Source organism: Kitasatospora sp. NPDC127067, assembly GCF_042724755.1.
In the GTDB taxonomy this organism is placed as follows: domain Bacteria; phylum Actinomycetota; class Actinomycetes; order Streptomycetales; family Streptomycetaceae; genus Kitasatospora; species Kitasatospora lactacystinica.
The window spans coordinates 1-20,439 of the sequence record NZ_JBHXEM010000148.1; the positions used below are offsets into that span (position 1 = coordinate 1).

The following is a 20,439-nucleotide window of genomic DNA, read 5'->3' on the forward strand; positions in this document are numbered from 1 at the left end:
GCCACCGCGTCCGCGTCACCCGACACCACCGTCGACGACGGACCGTTCACCGCCGCCACCGACAACCGGCCCACGATCCGCTCCCGCACCGCCTCCACCGGCAGGGGAACCGACGCCATCCCGCCACGGCCCGCCAACGCACCCACCGCACGGGAACGCAACGCGACCACCCGCGCCCCGTCGTCGATGCTCAGACCGCCCGCCACCACGGCCGCGGCGATCTCGCCCTGCGAGTGGCCCACCACCGCGTCCGGGACGACCCCGAACGCGCGCCACACCTCCGCCAGCGACACCATCACGGCCCACAGCACCGGCTGCACCACGTCGACCCGCGCCAGCAGCGCCTCCGAGCCCAGCGCCTCCGCCAACGACCAGTCCACGTAAGGCGCCAGCGCCCGCCCGCACTCGGCCATCCGTTCCGCGAACACCTCCGATTCGGCCAGCAGCTCCGCAGCCATCCCCACCCACTGCGAACCCTGACCCGGGAACACCAGCACCGAACGACCGGAAACCAACCTGCCGCCGGCCACCGCAGCACCCTGCGACAGCGCGGTCAGGTGCTCGGCGAGGTTCTCCTCCGTGCCCACCAGCACCGCGCGGTGTCCCAGCGCGCTGCGGCCCGTGGCCAGGGAGAAGGCCACGTCCGTGGCGCGGACGCCCGACCCGTCTCCGATCCGGGCCGACAGCGCGGCGGCCTGGGCGCGCAGCGCCTCCGGAGTGCGCGCCGAGAGGAGCAGGGGGACGGCGGCGGGTGCGGTCTCCGGTGTCCCGGGCTGGTCGACGAGCGTGTCCGCGGGAGCTGTCGGGTCGGCCGGGGCCTGTTCGAGGATGACGTGGGCGTTGGTGCCGCTGACGCCGAAGGAGGACACCCCCGCCCGCCGCGGACGGCCCGTGTCGTCCCACGTACGGGCCTCCGTCAGCAACCGCCCGGCCCCCGCGGACCAGTCCACCTCGGGCGTCGGACCGTCCACGTGCAGCGTCTTCGGCATCACGCCGTGCCGCAGGGCGAGCACCGACTTGATGACCCCCGCCACACCGGCGGCAGCCGAGGCGTGTCCGATGTTGGACTTCAGCGAGCCGATCCACACCGGACGGTCCGCGGGCCGGTCCTGCCCGTACGTCGCCAGCAGCGCCTGCGCCTCGATCGGGTCGCCCAGCCGCGTCCCCGTACCGTGCGCCTCCACCACATCCACCGCGGACGCCGACAACCCCGCATCCGCGAGCGCCGCACGGATCACCCGCTGCTGCGAAGGACCGTTCGGCGCCGTCAGACCATTGCTCGCACCGTCCTGATTCACCGCCGAACCACGGATCACCGCCAGCACCGGATGCCCGTTGCGCCGCGCGTCCGACAGCCGCTCCACCAGCAGCATGCCGACGCCCTCGCCGAAGGCGGTCCCGTCGGCCGCCGCGGCGAAGGACTTGCAGCGGCCGTCCGGGGCGAGTCCGCCCTGTCGGCTGAACTCGACGAACAGTTCGGGGCTGCACATCACGTTGACGCCGCCGGCCAGCGCCAGCGAGCACTCGCCCGACCGCAGCGCCCGTACCGCGAGGTGCAGGGCCACCAGCGAGGACGAGCACGCCGTGTCCACGGTGACCGCGGGGCCTTCCAGGCCGAAGAAGTAGGCCAGGCGTCCGGAGACGATGCTTCCCGAGTTGCCGGTGCCGAGGAATCCTTCGACGTCCTCGGGGATGTAGGGCAGCAGCCGGGCGGCGTAGTCCTGCTGCATCAGGCCGACGTACGTGCCGACCGGGGCGCCGCGCAGGGCGGCCGGGTCGATGGCCGCGCGCTCGAAGAGTTCCCAGGTGGTCTCCAGGAGCAGCCGCTGCTGCGGGTCCATGGCCAGGGCCTCGCGCGGCGAGATGCCGAAGAACTCCGCGTCGAAGTCGGCGGCGTCGTGCAGGAAGCCGCCGTCGCGGGTGACGGAGGTGCCGATGCGGTCGGGATCGGGGTCGTAGAGGGCTTCGACGTCCCAGCCGCGGTCGGTGGGGAACCCGGAGACGCCGTCGCGGCCCTCGGCCAGCATCCGCCACAGGTCCTCGGGTGAGCGGACACCGCCGGGGAGGCGGCAGGCCGCGGAGACGATCGCGATCCGGTCGTCGTCCGCGTCCCGGTTCCGGTCGGCCGGCCCCGCGGGTACGGCGGGCAGGACGGCCGTGGCCGCTTCCGTGTCCGTGAGTCCGGCGCCCAGGAAGTCCGCGAGCGCCGCCGGGGTGGGGTGGTCGAACACCAGGCTGGCGGGTAGCCGCAGGCCGGTGGCGGCGCTCAGGCGGTTGCGCAGGTTCACCGAGGCCAGTGAGTCGAATCCCAGTTCGCGGAAGGCCCGTCCGGGGTCGAGGGTGTCCGGGGAGGCGTGGCCGAGGACCGCTGCCGCGTGGGTGCGGACGAGTTCGACGAGCAGCCGGGTCCGTCCGGTGCCGTCGAGGGCCGCGAGGCGCAGGCGCAGGGCGTTGTCGTCGGCCGTCGCCTCCGCGACCGTGGCCGCCCGGCGCGGCGGTGTGCGCATCAGGCCGCGCAGCAGCGGCGGCAGGGTGCCGTCCGCCGCCGCGGACCGCAGGGCCGCGGCGTCGAGGCGCATCGGGACCAGGGCGGCCCGGTCCACGGTGAGGGCGGTGTCGAGGAGCGCGAGTCCTCGATCGGTGGAGAGTGGCGGCATCCCGGACCGGGCGAGGCGTCGTACGTCGTCCTCGTCCAGGTGTCCGGTGAGGGCGCTGGGCTGCTCCCACAGGGTCCAGGCCAGGGACTGGCCGGCCAGCCCTGCCGCCCGGCGCCGGGTGGCCAGGGCGTCGAGGAAGGCGTTGGCGGCGGCGTAGTTGGCCTGTCCGGGGCCGCCGAAGGTGCCCGCGGCCGAGGAGAAGAGCACGAAGTGCGTGAGGTCGAGGTCGCGGGTCAGTTCGTGCAGGTGGAGGGCGGCGTCGACCTTGGGGCGCAGCACGGCGTCCACCCGTTGGGGGGTGAGTGCGGTGACGACGCCGTCGTCGAGGGTGCCCGCGGTGTGGACCACGGCGGTCAGCGGGTGCGCGGGCGGCAGGTCCGCGAGTACGGCGGCCAGGGCGGTCCGGTCGGCGGCGTCGCAGGCGACGATGGCGCTCTCGGCTCCCAGCGCGGCGAGTTCGGCCCGCAGTTCTTCGGCTCCGGCGGCGGCCGGGCCGCCGCGGGAGAGCAGCAGCAGGTGCCGGACGCCGTGCCCGGTGACCAGACGGCGGGCGACGTGGGAGCCGAGCAGGCCGGTGCCGCCGGTGATGAGGACCGTGCCGTCCGGGTCGAAGGCCCGGAGGGGCCCTGCCGCGTCGTCCGAGGTGTCCGGGTCGTTCCTGAGGACGCGGACCAGGCGGGGTGTGCGGACGTCGTCGCCGCGGACCGCGGCCTGCGGTTCTCCCGAGGCGAGGGCCGCGGCGACGCCCGCGGAGGTGCCGTGCTCGTCGTCGGCGTCGAGGTCGAGCAGGGCGAAGCGCCCGGGGTGTTCGGACCCGGCCGACCGGACCAGGCCCCAGAGCGCGCTGTGCGCGGGGTTGCGGACGTCCTCCCCCTCCTCGGTGCTGACCGCGCCCCGGGTGGCGAACACCAGGCGCGAGCCGGCGAAGCGGTCGTCGGCGAGCCAGGTCCGGACGTCGGCCAGGGCCTGGTGGACGGCCGCGCGGACCGCCGCGGCCGGTCCGGCCGCGTCCGCGGGCTCCGCGGGCTCCGCGGGCTCCGCGGGCTCCGCGCAGGCGAGCAGGACCGTCTCGGGCACCGGGGCTCCGGCGTCGACGGCGGCCAGCAGCGCGGCCAGGTCCGCGGTGCGGTGGACGGGTGCGCCGCTGCCGCGCGGGGGTTCGGTGACCCACTCCGTCGCGTAGAGGTCCTGGTGGCGGCGGCCGTGGGGGGCGCGGTCGGCGCCGAGGCCGGCGGTGCCCGCGGGCCGCAGGACCAGCGCGTCCACGGTCGCCACGGGGGCGCCGGTCGCGTCGGCGACGGCGAGCGTCACCGTGTCGGGTCCGGCCGGGGCGAGCCGGACGCGGATCGCGTCGGCACCGGCGGCGTGCAGGGTCACGCCGTTCCAGGAGAACGGCAGCCGTCCCTCGGGGTGGGCGTCCGCACCGGGGGTGCCGGGCACGCCGGTGGCGTGCAGGGCCGCGTCCAGCAGGGCCGGGTGCAGGCCGAAGCGGGCGGCGTCGGGTGCGGGCCCGGCGGGCACGACGGCCTCCGCGAACAGCTCGTCGCCGCGCCGCCAGGCCGCGCGCAGGCCCTGGAAGGCGGGACCGTAGGCGAATCCGCCCGCCGCGAAGCGGTCGTACAGTCCGTCGAGGGCGAGGGGTTCGGCGCCGGGCGGCGGCCAGGGCATCGGCCCGTCGGCCCCGGCGCCTTCCGCGCCGTCCTGGGCCAGGACGCCTTCGGCGTGCCTGGTCCACTCGTCGTCGAGGGCGCCGTCGAGGTCGCCGTCGGCGGGTGCGTCCGGCCGGGAGTGCAGGCTGAGCGGGCGGTGGCCCAGGGAGTCGGGGGCGCCCACGGTGAGGCGCAGCACTGTGCCGCCGTGTTCGGGCAGCACCAGGGGGGCCTTGAGGGTGAATTCCTCGACCCGGGGGCAGCCGACGCGGGCTCCGGCCTGGAGCGCGAGTTCCAGGAAGGCGGTGCCCGGGAGCAGTGCCCGGCCGCCGACGGCGTGGTCGGCGAGCCACGGGTGGGTGCGGGCCGACAGGCGGCCGGTGAGGAGCAGGCCGTCGCTGTCGGCGAGGACCACGACGGCGCCCAGCAGCGGATGGTCCGCGGGGGTCAGTCCGGCGGAGGTGACGTCGGCGTCGGGCCCGGCGTCGTCCTCCAGCCAGTACGGGTCGCGCTGGAAGGCGTAGGTGGGCAGTTCCACCCGTCCGGGGCGGCGGTCGGCGAAGACCGTGTCCCAGTCCGGGGAGACTCCGCGCAGGTGGAGTTCGGCCAGGGACTCGGTGAACCGGCGCGGGCCGCCGTCGTCGCGGCGCAGGGTGCCCACGGCGGTGGCGTCGGCGCCGGCGTCCTCGGCGGTCTCCAGGACTCCGACGGTGAGGACGGGGTGCGGGCTGCTCTCCAGGAGGACCTGGTAGCCGTCGGCGAGCAGGGCGCGGGTCGCCTGTTCGAAGCGGACGGTCCCGCGGAGGTTGCGGTACCAGTAGTCGGCGTCCAGGGCGGTGGTGTCCTCCAGCAGGCCGCCGGTGAGGGTGGAGTAGAAGGGGACGGCGGACGGGCGGGGGGTCAGTCCGTCGAGCCGGGCGAGCAGTTCGGTGCGGATGTCCTCGACGTGGGCGCTGTGCGAGGCGTAGTCGACGGGGATGCGCCGGCTGCGGATGTCCAGGGCCGTCGTCCGGTCGAGGAACGCGTCGAGCGCGTCGGTGTCGCCGGAGACCACGGTGGAGGCGGGTCCGTTGACGGCGGCGACGGAGAGCCGGCCGTCCCAGGGGGCGAGGTGTTCGGCGACCTGTTCGACGGGCAGGGCCACCGAGGCCATGCCGCCGCGGCCGGACAGCGCCCGGATGGCGCGGCTGCGCAGGGCGACGACCTTCGCCCCGTCCTCCAGGCTCAGCGCTCCCGCCACCACGGCGGCGGCGATCTCGCCCTGGGAGTGGCCGACGACGGCGCCGGGGGTGATGCCGTGGGAGCGCCACAGTTCGGCCAGGGAGACCATGACGGCCCACAGCGCCGGCTGCACCACGTCGACGCGGTCGGCCGGCGGGGTGCTGGGGGCGCCGCGCAGGACGGCTTCCAGGGACCAGTCGACGAAGGGGGTCAGGGCGCGTTCGCAGTCCGCGACGCGGGCGGCGAAGGCGGGGGCGGAGTCGAGGAGTTCGACGGCCATGCCGGCCCATTGGGAGCCCTGTCCGGGGAACACCAGGGCGACTTCGCCGCCGGTTCCGGCGGTGCCGAGGACCAGGCCGGGGACGGTGCGGTCGGCCGCCAGGGCGTCGAGGCCGGCCCGGAACTCCTCGGGGTGGGTGCCGATCAGGACCGCCCGGTGCTCGTGCGCGGCGCGGGTCGTCGCGAGGGCGTGGCCGACCTCGGCCGGGCCGGGGCCGGGGTGGGCGTCGAGGTGGTCGCGGAGCCGTGCGGCCTGGGCGCGCAGCGCTTCGGCGGTGCGTCCGGAGAGCACCCAGGGGAGGACGGCGGGGGCGGCGGGTTCGTCGGCCTGTTCCAGGACGGGTTCGTCCCCCTGTTCCAGGACGACGTGTCCGTTGGTGCCGCTGACGCCGAAGGAGGACACCGCGGCGCGGCGCGGCCGTCCGGTCTCGGGCCAGGGGGTGTTCTCGGTGACCAGGCGTACCGCGCCCGCGGTCCAGTCGATCCGCGGGGACGGGTCCTGCGCGTGCAGGGTGGGCGGGACGGTGCCGTGCCGCATGGCGAGGACGGTCTTGATGACGCCGCCGACGCCGGCCGCCGCCTGGGTGTGTCCGATGTTGGACTTCAGCGAGCCGAGCAGCAGTGGCTGCCCGTCCGCGCGGTTCTGCCCGTAGGTGGCCAGCAGGGCCTGGGCCTCGATCGGGTCGCCCAGCGGGGTGCCGGTGCCGTGCGCCTCGACCACGTCCACGTCGGCGGGGGTGAGTCCGGCGTTGGCCAGGGCGTGGCGGATGACGCGCTGCTGGGCGGGGCCGTTGGGGGCGGTGAGCCTGCTGCTGGCGCCGTCCTGGTTGACGGCGGTGCCGCGGATCAGGGCGAGGACCGGGTGGCCGCCCCGCCGGGCGTCGGAGAGGCGCTCCAGGAGGAGCATGCCGACGCCCTCGCCCCAGCCGGTGCCGTCGGCGGCGGCGGCGAAGGACTTGCAGCGGCCGTCCCGGGCCAGGCCGCCCTGGCGGCTCATCTCCACGAACGGGACGGGTGTCGACATGACCATCGCGCCCCCGGCCAGGGCCAGGGTGCAGTCGCCGGCCCGCAGGGCCTGGGCGGCGAGGTGGATGGCGACCAGCGACGAGGAGCAGGCCGTGTCGATGCTGACCGCCGGGCCCTCCAGGCCGAAGGTGTAGGCGACGCGGCCCGAGGCGACGCTGTCGGAGCTGCCGTTGCCGACGTAGCCGGCCACGTCGTCGGGGACCTGGCGCAGCCGTACCGCGTAGTCCTGGTACATCACGCCGGCGAAGACGCCGGTCCTGCTGCCCCGCAGGGTCGCGGGGTCGATGCCGGCCCGTTCGAACGCCTCCCAGGTGGTCTCCAGGAGGAGCCGCTGTTGCGGGTCCATCGCGAGCGCTTCGCGCGGGGAGATCCCGAAGAATCCGGGGTCGAAGTGCCCGACGTCGTCGAGGAAGCCGCCCAGGGCGGTGTGGCTGGTGCCCTCGCGCAGCTGGTCCGGGTCGTCCAGGTGGTCCAGGTCCCAGCCGCGGTCGCCGGGGAAGCCGGTGATGGCGTCGGTGCCGTCGGTGACCAGGCGCCACAGGTCCTCGGGGGACCGTACGCCGCCGGGGTAGCGGCAGCTCATCGCGACGACCGCGATCGGTTCGCGGCCCGCTTCCTCGGCCTCGGTCAGGCGCCGGCGGGTGTGGTGCAGGTCCGCCGTCACGCGCTTGAGGTAGTCCCTCAGCTTGTCGTCGTTCACCATCGGGAGCCGCCGTCCTGGTTCGGGTGTCGGGTCGGTGTCATGACAGGCCGAGTTCGTTGTCGATGAGGTCGAAGAGTTCGTCGTCGCTGGCGCCGTCCATCCGGTCCTCGATGGAGTCGGCCGCCGTGCCGTCGCCGTCGGCCGCGGTGGCCGCCGGGTCGACGCGGCGCAGGAGTTCCCGGAGCCGGTCGGCGAGCCGTTCGCGGTCCGCCGGGTCGTCGAGGGCGCCGTCGAGGGCGTCTTCCAGGCCGTCCAGTTCGGCGAGGCCGGGGACCGGGCCGGGCCCGCCTTCGGGGACGAGTTCGGCGGCGAGGTGTCCGGCGATCGCCGTCGGCGTGGGGTGGTCGAAGAGCAGGGTGGCCGGCAGGGGGTGGCCGGTGGCGGCGCGCAGCCGGTTGCGCAGTTCCACCGCGGTCAGCGAGTCGAAGCCGACCTCCAGCAGACCGCGTCCGGGATCGACCGCGGCCGGGCCGCTGTGGCCGAGCACCAGGGCGGCGTGGGAGCGGACCAGGTCGAGGAGGACCCGGCCGCGCTGGGTGTCGTTGAGGGACGCCAGGCGCTGCTTCAGGGCGTCCGGCCCGTCGGGGCCGGCGCCGGCGGCGGGGCCCGCGGCGCCGCGCCGGGCGCCGGGGCGCACCAGTCCGCGCAGCAGGGCGGGGACGCCGCCGGCGCCGGCCTGGGCGCGGACGGCCGCGGTGTCGAGCCGCAGCGGGAGGACGACCGGCTCGTCGAGGGCGCCGGCCGTGTCGAACAGCGCCAGTCCCTGGGCCGGGTCGAAGGCGACGATCCCGCCCCGGGCGATCCGTCGCAGGTCGGCCTCGGTGAGCCCGCCGGTCATCCCGGTGCTGTTGGCCCACAGGCCCCAGGCGAGGGAGCGGCCGGGCAGCCCGTCGGCGCGGCGCCGGTGGGCCAGTGCGTCCAGGAAGGCGTTGGCGGCGGCGTAGTTGCCCTGGCCCATGCCGCCGAAGATGCCGGCGATGGACGAGAACAGGACGAACTCGGACAGGTCCGGGCCGGCGGTGAGTTCGTGCAGGTTGATCGCCGCGTCCACCTTGGGGCGCAGGACGAGGTCCAGTTGCTCGGGCGTCATGGTGGCGACGACGCCGTCGGCCAGGACGCCCGCTGCGTGCACCACCCCGGTCAGCGGGTGCGCGGGGGGCAGGGCGGCCAGCAGGGCCGCGAGGGCGTCGCGGTCGGCGGCGTCGCACGCGGCGATCTCGGCGTGCGCGCCCAGCGCGGCGAGCTCGGCGAGGAGTTCGGCCGCGCCGTCGGCGGCGGGGCCGCTGCGGCTGGTCAGCAGCAGGTGCCGGACGCCGTGTTCGGCGGCCAGGTGGCGGGCGACGTGGGCGCCGATGGCGCCGGTGCCGCCGGTGATCAGGACGGTTCCGTCGCCGCTCCAGCCGGGTGTGCGCCCGGCGGCGGCCAGCGGTACGCGGGCCAGCCGGGCGACGTGGACGGCCCCGGCCCGGATCGCGAGCTGGGGTTCCCCGGAGGCGAGGGCTTCGGCGAGTACGCCGGGCGGGGTGTCGTGGGCGTCCAGGTCCAGCAGGACGAAGCGGTCGGGGTTCTCGGTCTGCGCCGAGCGGACCAGGCCCCAGAGCGCGGCCAGGGCCGGGTCCGGGACGTCGTCGCCGGTCACCGGGACCGCGCCGGCGGTGACCAGGACCAGCTTGGAGCCGGTCAGGCGCTCGTCGGCCAGCCAGTCGCGCAGCAGGGCGAGGACCGTGCCGAGGCCGTCGTGGACCGCGTCGCGGAGGGTGCCGGGCGGGGCCGGGACGGGCGGGCAGGCGGCGAGGACCAACCGGGGCGGCGGGCTGCCCGCGTCGAGCAGTGCGGACAGCGCGGCGAGGTCGGCGACCGTACGGCCGGGGAGCGGCGCGGCGCCGGAGGGCAGGGGCGTCCCGGCGCCGAGCACGGTCCAGGACTCCGGGCCGGAGACGGTGCCCGTCGCGGCGCGCTCCGGCAGGGCCTGCCACTCGGGGCGGAACAGTTCCTCGTGGTGTCCGGCGCGGGTGGCCTTGAAGCGGTCGGCCGAGACGGGTCGCAGGACGAGGGAGCGGGCCGAAACCACCGGCCGGCCGGCGGCGTCGGTCGCCCGTACGGCGACGGCGTCGCGGCCCGTGGGGGTCAGCCGCAGCCGGAGTTCGGTGGCGCCGGAGGCGTGCAGGCGCACCCCGTTCCAGGAGAACGGCAGCCAGCCCTGCGCGGGTCCCTCCAGTACGTCGAACACCAGCGCGTGCAGGGCGGCGTCGAGCAGGGCCGGGTGCAGGCCGAACGCGGCGGCGTCCGGCTGCTGCTCCTCCGGCAGGCTCGCGACGGCGTACACCTCGTCGCCGAGCCGCCAGGCCGCGCGCAGGCCCTGGAACGCGGGGCCGTAGGCGAAGCCGCCGTCCGCGAAGCGGTCGTACAGGCCTTCCGTGTCGAGGGGGACGGCTCCGGACGGCGGCCAGGCCGCGGGGTCGACCGGGTCGACCGGGTCCGCCGGGTCGGGGTCTGCGGCGGAGGTGAGCAGGCCGCTCGCGTGCCGGGTCCAGGGGGCGTCGGCGCCGTCGTCGGCGGCCCGGGCGTGGACGCTCAGCGGGCGGGTGCCGGAGGCGTCCGGGCTTCCGACGGTGAGCTGGAGTGTGACGGCTCCGCCCGCCGGGAGCACCAGCGGCGCCTCCAGGGTCAGTTCCTCGACCTGGTCGCAGCCGACCTGGTCGCCCGCGCGGACCGCGAGTTCCAGGAACGCGGTGGCGGGGAACAGCACGCCCTCGTAGACGCCGTGGTCGGCCAGCCAGGGGTGGCTGCGGACCGAGAACCTGCTGGTGAACAGGAAGCCGTCGGAGTCCGCGAGTTCCGTTCCGGCGCCGAGCAGCGGGTGGTCGACCGTCAGCAGTCCGGCCGCGGGCAGGCCGGCCGTGGCCGGGCCGGCCGGCAGCCAGTAGCTGCCGCGCTGGAAGGCGTAGGTCGGCAGGTCGACGGCGGAGCGGGACGGGCCGCCGGAGTGGACGGCGTTCCAGTCCACGGGGACGCCCGTGACGTGCAGCCGGGCCAGGGCGGCCGTCGCCGCGGGGGCTTCGGGCCGGTCCTTGCGCAGCAGGGGCACCAGCACGGGGCTGCCGCCGGCGCCGGTCAGGCAGTCCTGGCCCATGGCGGTGAGCGCGCCGTCGGGTCCGAGTTCGAGGAACGCGGTGACGCCGTCGCGCTCCAGGTGGCGTACGCCGTCCTGGAAGCGGACGGTGCCGCGCACGTGCTCCACCCAGTAGTCCGGTGAGCCGAGCTGCTCGGCGGTGGCCGGCTCGCCCGTCAGGTCGGAGACGACGGGGATGGCGGCCTCCCCCGGGACGATCCGGGCCGCGACCTCGCGGAACTCGGCGAGCATCGGCTCCATGAGGGGCGAGTGGAAGGCGTGGGAGACCCGCAGCCGTCGGGTCTTGCGGCCGCGCGCGGCGAGCACGGCGGCGATCTCGTCCACCACCGCCGCGTCGCCGGAGATCACGGTCGAGGCCGGGCCGTTGACCGCGGCGAGGCCGACGTCGCTCTCGCGGCCCGCGAGCAGCGGCAGCACCTCCTCCTCCCCGGCGGCGAGGGCGACCATCGCGCCGCCCGCCGGGAGGGCCTGCATCAGTCGTCCCCGCGCGACCACCAGCCTCGCGGCGTCGGGCAGCGCGAACACCCCGGCGACGTGGGCGGCGGCCAGCTCTCCCACGGAGTGGCCGAGCAGCCGGTCGGGACGCACGCCCCAGTGCTCGACGAGGCGGAAGAGTGCGACGCCGAGGGCGAACAGGGCGGGCTGGGTGTATTCGGTGCGGTCCAGCAGGCCGTGGCCGGGGTCGCCGGGGGCCGCGTCGATCACCTCCCGCAGCGGGTGGTCGAGCAGCGGGTCGAGTTCCGCGCAGACCGCGTCGAAGGCGTCGGCGAAGACCGGGAACCGCGCGTACAGTTCGGCGCCCATCCCGGTGCGCTGGCTGCCCTGGCCGGGGAACAGGAAGGCGGTCTTCGCGGCCGGGCCGGTGACACCGCTCACCAGGTCCGCCGACGGCTCGCCGGCGGCGAGGGCGGTGAGCCCCTGGAGCAGGGTCTGCCGGTCCGTGCCGGTGAGGGCGGCCCGGTACTCGAAGGCGCTGCGGTTCAGCGCCAGGGAGCGGCCCAGGTCCGCGACGGCGAGGGTCGGGGCGTGCTCCACGTGCCGGAGCAGCCGGGCGGCCTGCTCCCGCAGCGCGTCCGCGCCACGGGCGGAGAGCAGCCAGGGCAGGGCGGGCGTGTCGGGGGTGGTCGCCGGGGTCGGCGCGGGGGCGGCGGGCGGGGCCGGTTCGGTGGGCTGTTCGAGGATGGTGTGGGCGTTGGTGCCGCTGACTCCGAACGACGACACCGCGGCCCGCCGGGGGCGGCCGGTCTCCGGCCACGGGGTGTCCTCGGTGAGCAGCCGGACCGCACCGGCCGACCAGTCGACATGGGGTGTCGGCGTGTCCACGTGGAGGGTGCGCGGCAGCGCCCCGTGCCGCATGGCCTGCACCATCTTGATGATGCCGGCGACTCCGGCGGCGGCCTGGCTGTGCCCGATGTTCGACTTCAGCGACCCCAGCCACAGCGGCTGCTGCGCGCCGCGTTCCCGGCCGTACGTGGCCAGGAGTGCCTGGGCCTCGATCGGGTCGCCCAGCCGGGTCCCGGTGCCGTGCGCCTCCACCGCGTCGACCTCGGAGGCGGTCAGTCCGGCGTCGGCGAGGGCCGCCCGGATGACCCGCTGCTGGGAGGGTCCGTTGGGGGCGGTCAGGCCGTTGCTGGCGCCGTCCTGGTTGACGGCGGAGCCGCGTACGAGGGCGAGCACCGGGTGGCCGTTGCGCCGGGCGTCCGAGAGGCGTTCCAGGACGAGCAGTCCGGCGCCCTCGGCCCAGGAGGTGCCGTCGGCGGCGGCGGCGAACGGTTTGCAGCGGCCGTCCTCGGCGAGCACCCGTTGGCGGCTGAACTCCACGAACGCGCCCGGTGTCGACATCACGGTCACCCCGCCGGCGAGCGCCAGCGAGCATTCGCCGGCCCGCAGCGACCGGGCCGCGAGGTGGACCGCGACCAGCGACGAGGAGCACGCCGTGTCGACGGTCACCGCGGGCCCTTCGAGGCCGAGGCTGTAGGAGATCCGCCCGGACGCCACGCTGCCCGCGCTGCCGATGCCGAGGTAGCCCTCGAACTCTTCGGAGGGTTCGGTGACGCGCGACCCGTAGTCGTGGTGGCTGCATCCGACGAAGACGCCGCTCGCGCTGCCCTTGAGTGACAGCGGGTCGATGCCGGCCCGCTCGAACGCCTCCCAGGAGAGTTCGAGCAGCAGCCGCTGCTGGGGGTCGATGGTCAGCGCCTCGCGCGGGGAGATCCCGAAGAAGGCCGGGTCGAAGCGGTCGGCGTCGTGGAGGAAGCCGCCTTCCCGCGCGTAGGTGCTGCCGACCCGGTCCGGGTCCGGGTCGTAGAGGCCGTCCAGGTCCCAGCCCCGTCCGGTGGGGAAGCCGGTGATCGCGTCCTGTCCGCCCGCGACGAGCTCCCACAGCTCCTCGGGGGTGCTGACGCCGCCGGGGTAGCGGCAGCTCATGGCGACCACGGCGATCGCCTCGTCCTCGGACACCGCGGCGGCCGCGGGCACCTGCCCGGGAGCGTCGGTCGTCTCCGTGGCGGGCGCCCCCGGCAGTTCGGTGCGCAGGTGTCCTGCCAGGACCGTGGCCGTGGGGTAGTCGAAGGCCAGGGTCACCGACAGGCGCAGGCCGGTGACCGCGGCGAGCCGGTTGCGCAGTTCGACGGCGGTCAGCGAGTCGAAGCCGATCTCCTTGAACGCCTGGTCGGGTCCCACCGCCTCGGGCCCGGGGTGGCCGAGCACGGCGGCGACCTCGGAACGGACCAGGTCCAGCAGGGCCCGGTCCCGTTCCGCCGGGGGCAGTGCGGCCAGCCGCAGGGCCGGCGGCTCGGCGCCGTCGGCCGTGCCCCGGGGCCCGGCCGCGGCGGCGAGCACGTCCCGTACCTCGGGCAGGTCCCCGAGGGCGGCACTGGGCCGGAGCGCGGTGAACGCCCGGGTGAAGCGGTCCCAGGCGAAGTCGGCGACGAGGACCGCCGTCTCGTCGTGGTCGAGGGCCTGACGCAGCGCGATCGTGGCCGTGGCGGGATCCATGGCGGGCAGGCCGTCGCGGATCAGCCGTTCGGCGACCGCTCCGGAGGCGAGGCTGTCGCCGCCCCACAGGCCCCAGGCCACCGAGGTGCCGGGCAGTCCGAGGTCGCGGCGCTGCCGGGCCAGGGCGTCGAGGTAGGCGTTGGCGGCGGCGTAGCTGCCCTGGCCGGTGCCGCCGAGCGTGCCGGCGAGCGAGGAGAACAGCACGAAGGCGGTCAGGTCGAGTTCACGGGTGAGCTCGTCGAGGTTGCGTGCGCCGTCGAGCTTGGGGCGCAGGACGCCGGCCGCGCGTTCGGGGGTGATCGAGTCGATCACCCCGTCGTCGAGGACGCCCGCGGTGTGCAGTACGGCGCGCAGCGGGCGCTCGGCCGGAATGCCGGCGAGCAGTTCCGCCAGTGCGTCGCGGTCCGCGACGTCGCAGGCCACCGCGGTGGCGGCGGCGCCGAGTCCGCGCAGTTCGGCCAGCAGGGCGTCGGCGCCCGGGGCCTGTGCGCCGCGCCGGCTGGTGAGCAGCAGGTGCGCGGTGCCGGTGCGGGCGAGCCAGCGGGCGATCTGGGCGCCGAGGCCGCCGGTGCCGCCGGTGATCAGGACCGTGCCCTCGGGTGTCCAGTCGCGTACGGGGGCGGTGTCACCGAGTCCGGCGTGGACGACCCTGCGGCCGTAGAGGCCGGTGGCGCGCACCGCCAGCTGGTCCTCGCCGTCCGGGCTCGTCAGTGCTTCGGCGAGCCGGGTCGCGGCCCGGCCGTCGAACCGGCGCGGCAGGTCGACCAGGCCGGCCCACCGCTGCGGGTACTCGACACCGGCGACCCCGCCGAGGCCCCAGACCAGGGCCTGGAGCGTGCTGTCGATCCGGTCGGAGCGGCCGACCGACACCGCGCCCCGGGTGGCGCACCAGAGCGGGGCGTCGGTGCCGAGGTCGCCCAGGGCCTGGAGGAGTGCGACCGTCAGGGTGAGGCCGCGGGGAAGCGCCGATCCGTCGGCGTGCGGTTCTTCGGCCAGGGCGAGCAGTGACAGGATTCCGGCGGGCGGCCCGTCGGTGTGGTCGTGGGCGTCGCGCAGCAGTGCGGCGAACCGTGTCCGGTCGGTCGCGTCGGGGCCCACCTCGACCAGGACGGGTGTGGCGCCGTGTCCGCTCAGGGAGTGCGCGGCGAACGCGACGGCCGGGTCGTCGGCGGCGCCGGCCGGGGCGACGACGAGCCAGCTGCCGGTGAGCCGGGGCCGCTCGGGTGCCGGCAGGGGCTTCCAGGCGACCCGGTAGCGCCAGCTGTCGGCGGTCCGGTCGCCGGCCCGGCCGCGCGCCCACTCGGCGAGGGTGGGCACCAGGGAGGCGAGGGAGGCCCTCAGTTCCCCGTCCTCGACCCGCAGGGTGGTGGCGAGGGCGTCCAGGTCCCCGTGGTCGACCGCCTCCCAGAAGCCGGAGTCGGCCGGGCCGGCGCCGGTCGTGGCGTCCGTGCCGGTCAGGGCGTCGGCGGGCCGGCCGGGGGTGGTGTCCAGCCAGTAGCGCTGCTGCTGGAAGGCGTAGGTGGGCAGGGGCCGCTTGCGCGCGCCGGTTCCGGCGAACACCGTGCCCCAGTCCACCGGCAGTCCGCGGACGTGGAGTTCGGTGAGCGCGGCGAGGAAGCGGCCGGGGCCGCCCTCGGTGCGCCGCAGGGTGCCGACGACGGCTCCGTCGCCGGCTCCGGCCGCTTCGACGGCCTCCTGGAGCCAGACGGTCAATGCGGGGTGGGTGCTGCACTCGACGAAGGTGTGGTGTCCGTCGGCGATGAGCGCGTGGACCGCCCGTCCGAACTCGACCGGCCGGCGCAGGTTCTCGTACCAGTACGCGGCGTCCAGGCCCAGGGTGTCCACGGGGCCGCCGCTGACCGTGGAGTAGAACGGGATGTCGGACGTCCGCGGCGCGGTGCCGCCGAGGAGGGTGAGCAGTTCCTCCCGGAGCTCCTCCACCTGGGGCGAGTGTCCGGCGAAGTCCACGCCGGGGACCGGCCAGGTCAGGACGCCCGCCTCGGAGTACTGCTCGCGCAGTCGTTCCAGTGCCGCCGGGTCGCCGGAGACCGTCACCGACGTCGGCCCGTTGACCGCGGCGACGTCGAGTGCCCCGTCGTGGGCGGACAGTGCTTCGCGGACGGCTTCGACCGGCTGCGGCACGAACAGCATGCCGCCGCGTCCGGTCAGGGCCAGCAGGGCCCGGCTGCGCAGGGCGACGATCCGGGCGGCGTCGTCCAGCGAGAGCGCGCCGGCCACGCAGGCGGCGGCGATCTCGCCCTGGGAGTGGCCGACCACGGCGTCGGGGACGATCCCGTGCGCCCGCCACAGCTCGGCCAGCGACACCATCACCGCCCACAGCACCGGCTGCACCACGTCCACCCGGTCCAGCGGGGGCGCGTCGGGCTCGTCCCGCAGGACCGCGAGCAGCGACCAGTCCAGGTGCGGGGCGAGGGCACGTTCGCAGGCCGTGATCCGGTCGGCGAAGGCCGGGGCGTGGTCGAGCAGTTCCCGGGCCATGCCGGCCCACTGGGATCCCTGGCCGGGGAAGACGAAGACGGTCCTGGCCGATCGGGCGACGGTGCCTTCGACCAGGCCGGGTGCGCGGTCTCCCGCGGCCAGCGCGGCCAGGCCGCCCAGCAGGGCCGCGCGGTCGTCGCCGACGACGGCTGCGCGGTGCTCGAAGGCGGTCCTGGTGGTGGCCAGGGAGTGGCCGACGTCGACGGACGACAGCTCCGGATGCTCCGTCAGGTACGTGTGCAGCCGCTCCGCCTGGGCCTTCACCGCCTCGGCGGTCCGCCCGGACAGGACCCACGGGACGGCGGACGCCCCGGGTACGGGCGCGGGTGCGGGTACGGGTGCGAGCTCGGGCTCGGCGGGCGGCTGCTCGATGACGACGTGGGCGTTGGTGCCGCTCAGGCCGAACGAGGACACGCCGGCCCGGCGCGGCCGGCCGGTCTCCGGCCAGGGGGTGGCCTCGGTCAGCAGTGCGACGGCGCCCGCCGTCCAGTCGACGTTCGGGGACGGCCGGTCGATGTGCAGGGTCCGCGGCAGCTCGCCGTGCCCCATGGCCAGCACCATCTTGATGATGCCGCCGACCCCGGCGGCGGCCTGGGTGTGCCCGATGTTCGACTTCAGCGACCCGAGCCGCACCGGCCGGTCGGCCGGCCGGTCCTGGCCGTAGGTGGCCAGCAGCGCGTCGGCCTCGATCGGGTCGCCCAGCCGGGTGCCGGTGCCGTGCGCCTCGACGGCGTCCACGTCGGCGGCCGTCAGCCCGGCGTTCGCCAGCGCGTCGCGGATCACCCGCTGCTGGGCCAGGCCGCTGGGCGCGGTCAGCCCGTTGCTCGCGCCGTCCTGGTTGATCGCCGAGCCGCGCAGCACCGCGAGCACCGGGTGGCCGTTGCGGCGGGCGTCCGAGAGGCGTTCCAGGAGCAGCAGGCCCACGCCCTCGGCCATGCCGAAGCCGTCCGCCGAGGCGGCGAAGGACTTGCAGCGCCCGTCCTCGGCGAGCCCGCGCTGCCGGCTGAAGCCGGTGAACGACAGCGGGGTGCCCATCACCGTGGCGCCGCCCGCCAGTGCCAGCGCGCATTCGCCCGAGCGCAGCGACTGCGCGGCGAGGTGGACCGCCACCAGGGACGAGGAGCAGGCCGTGTCCACGGTCACGGCGGGCCCCTGGAGGCCGAGTTGGTAGGCGACCCGCCCGGACAGGACGCTGGTGGAGATGCCCGCGATGAACAGGCCCTCCAGTTCCTCGGGGATGTCGCGCAGGGTGCCGCCGTAGCCCTGGTAGGAGGCGCCGGCGAAGACACCGGTCGGGGTGCCGTGCAGGGACGCCGGGTCGATGCCGGCGCGCTCGATCGCCTCCCAGGAGGTTTCGAGCAGCAGTCGCTGCTGCGGGTCCATGGCCAGGGCCTCGCGCGGCGAGATCCCGAAGAACCCGGGGTCGAAACGGTCCGCGTCCCTGACGAATCCGCCCGCGGCGGCGTAGCTCCGGCCGGGCCGGTCGGGGTCCGCGTCGTACAGCGCGTCGAGGTCCCAGCCCCGGTCGGACGGCAGCCCGGAGACGGCGTCGCGCCCGTCGGCGACCAGGCGCCACAGGTCCTCGGGGGTGCGTACGCCGCCGGGGTAGCGGCAGCTCATGGAGACGATCACGATGGGGTCGTCGTCCGCGGCGGGCGCCGCCGACGGGGGCTGCCGGACGGTGGCGGGCTCCTCGGCGGCACCCAGCAGTCCGGTCTCCAGGCGCCGGGCGAGCGCGGTCGCCGACGAGTAGTCGAAGACGACGGTGACCGGGAGCCGCAGGCCCGTGGCGGTGTTGAGCCGGTTGCGCATGTCCACGGCGGTCAGGGAGTCGAAGCCCAGGTCGCGGAAGGCACGGCCGGGGGCGACCGCGTCCGGCGAGTCGTGGCCGAGGACGTCGGCCGCGTGGGTCCGGACCAGGTCGACCAGCACCCGGGTCCGCTCGGCAGCCGGGAGCGGCTCCAGCCGGTCGCGCAGCGCCGAGGGCGTTCCCTCGGCCCCGGTCCCGCCGGTCTCCGGTTCGGCGGCCAGCGCGGTGCGCACCTCGGGGAGTTCCCCGATCAATGGGCTGGGGCGGGCCGAGGTGAAGAGCGTCGCGAAGCGGTCCCAGTCGATGTCGGCGACCACGACCACCGTCTCGTCGTGGTCCAGGACCTGCTGGAGCCCGATGATCGCGACCGCGGGCGGCATGAAGAGCACGCCGTGGCCGCGCAGGGTCTCCTCCACCAGTTCGGCCGCCATCCCGGCCCCGCCCTCGGGGTTCCAGATCCCCCACACCACGGAGGTCGCGGCGAGGCCGCGGCTCCGGCGGTCCTCGGCGAGGCCGTCGAGGTAGGCGTTGGCGGCGGCGTAGGCGCCGTGGACGGCGCTGCCCCACACCCCGGAGATGGAGGAGAACAGCACGAACGCGTCGAGCGTGTCCCGGTCGAAGAGCAGGTCCAGGTTCCTGGCCCCGCCGGCCTTGGCGTGGAGGGTGTCGGCGAACTCGTCCGCGTCGGTGTCGGACAGCGGCACCAGCAGCCCGGCGCCTGCGGCGTGGAAGACGGTGCTGATCCGGTGGCCGTCCTGTTCGAGGCCGTCCTTGAGCTCGCGCAGGGCCTCCAGGTCGGCGACGTCGCACGAGGCCAGGGTGACCCGGGTGCCGAGGGCGGCCAGCTCCTCGGAGAGCTCCGGCGCACCCGGCGCGTCCGCGCCGCGCCGGCTGACCAGCACCAGGTGCCCGGCTCCCCGCCGGGCCAGCCAGCGCGCGATCTGCGCGCCGATCCCACCGGTGCCGCCGGTGATCAGCACGGTGCCCCCGGGCCGCCAGCTGCGCCGCGGCGCGGTGTCGCCCAGGGCGGACCGGACCAGCCGCCGGCCGTGGCAGCCGGTGGCCCGTACGGCGACCTGGTCCTCGTCCCCGGCGCCGCCGGCCAGCACCCGGCACAGCTGCGGGGCGGTGTCCGTGTCCAGGACCTCCGGGAGGTCGATGAGACCGCCCCAGCGCTGCGGGAACTCCAGCGCGGCGACCCGGCCCAGACCCCAGAGCAGGTTCTGCGCGGCGCTGACCGCGCTCCCGGTGTCCGTGCCCCCGACCGACACCGCGCCCCGGGTCGCCCACCACAGGGGCGCGTCGATCCCGGCGTCGCCGAGGGACTGCACCAGGGCCAGGTTGAGCGCGGCGCCCAGCGGGACGGAGGGGTGCGCCGAGTGCGGGCGCTCGTCGAGGCCGAGCAGCGACAGCACTCCCGTCACCGGGCCGGGCAGCGCGTCGAGGGACGCGCGGACCCGGTCGGCCAGCACGGCGCGGTCGGCCTCGGCCTCGGTGATCCGTACGTGGATCACCGAAGCCCCGGCCTGCTCCATGACCTGGACGGTCGTCTCCGATCGGCGCACCCCGTCCTCGGGCCGACCGTCCGACGACAGCACGAGCCAGTTGCCGTCCAGTGCGGCCGGGGGGCCCTCGGGCAGGGCCCGCCAGGTCACGCGATAGCGCCAGGAGTCGACCACCGAACGCTCGGTGCGCTCGGTGCGCCAGGTGGCGAGCGCGGGGAGCACCACGTTCAGCGGGTCCTCGGGCGTCACCCCCAGGGTCGTGGTGAACCGGTCCAGGTCGCCTCCGCCCAGGGCCTCCCAGAAGTCGTCGCCGTCCGAGGACGTTCCGGAAGGACCGCCCGCCGCGGGGCCGGTGTCCTCCAGCCAGTACGGGCGACGCTGGAAGGGGTAGGTGGGCAGGGAGATGCCGTCCGGACGGTGTCCGGCGAACACCCGGTCCCAGTCGGGCGACAGGCCGCCCGCGTGGGCCTCTCCCAGGGACGTCAGGAAGCGGTCGAGGCCGCCCTCGCCGCGCCGCAGCGTGCCCACGACCACGGCGGGGCCCTGCGCGGAGCCGGCGGTGTCGGCCGCGTCGGCGGTCTGCTGGACGCCGAAGGTGAGCACGGGGTGCGGGCTGGACTCGACGAAGAACCGGAAGCCCTCCCCCAGCAGCGCCGCCGTGGCCTGCTCGAACTCGACGGTCTCCCGCAGGTTGCGGTACCAGTACTCGGCGTCCAGGGACTTCGTGTCCAGCCAGCCGCCCGTCACCGTCGAAAGGAACGGCACCGTGCCGGACAGGGGTGCGATGCCGTCCAGGTCGGACAGCAACCGCTCGCGGACCTCCTCGACGTGCGCGGAATGCGACGCGTAGTCGACCTCGATCAACCGCGCCCGCACCCCCTCACCCACCAGCGCATCGACCAGTGCCGCCACCGCGTCCGCGTCACCCGACACCACCGTCGACGACGGACCGTTCACCGC

2 protein-coding genes are annotated in these 20,439 nt (G+C 76.0%); both read right to left on the bottom strand.

All coding sequences use genetic code 11. The features are described 5' to 3' along the window. On the bottom strand, positions 1 to 7,535 hold a 7,535-nt coding region (locus ACFWJ4_RS35990), incomplete at its 3' end, for a type I polyketide synthase (RefSeq protein WP_380552066.1). Between the two features lie 37 nt (positions 7,536 to 7,572). Next, on the bottom strand, positions 7,573 to 20,439 hold a 12,867-nt coding region (locus tag ACFWJ4_RS35995; RefSeq protein WP_380552068.1), incomplete at its 5' end, for a type I polyketide synthase.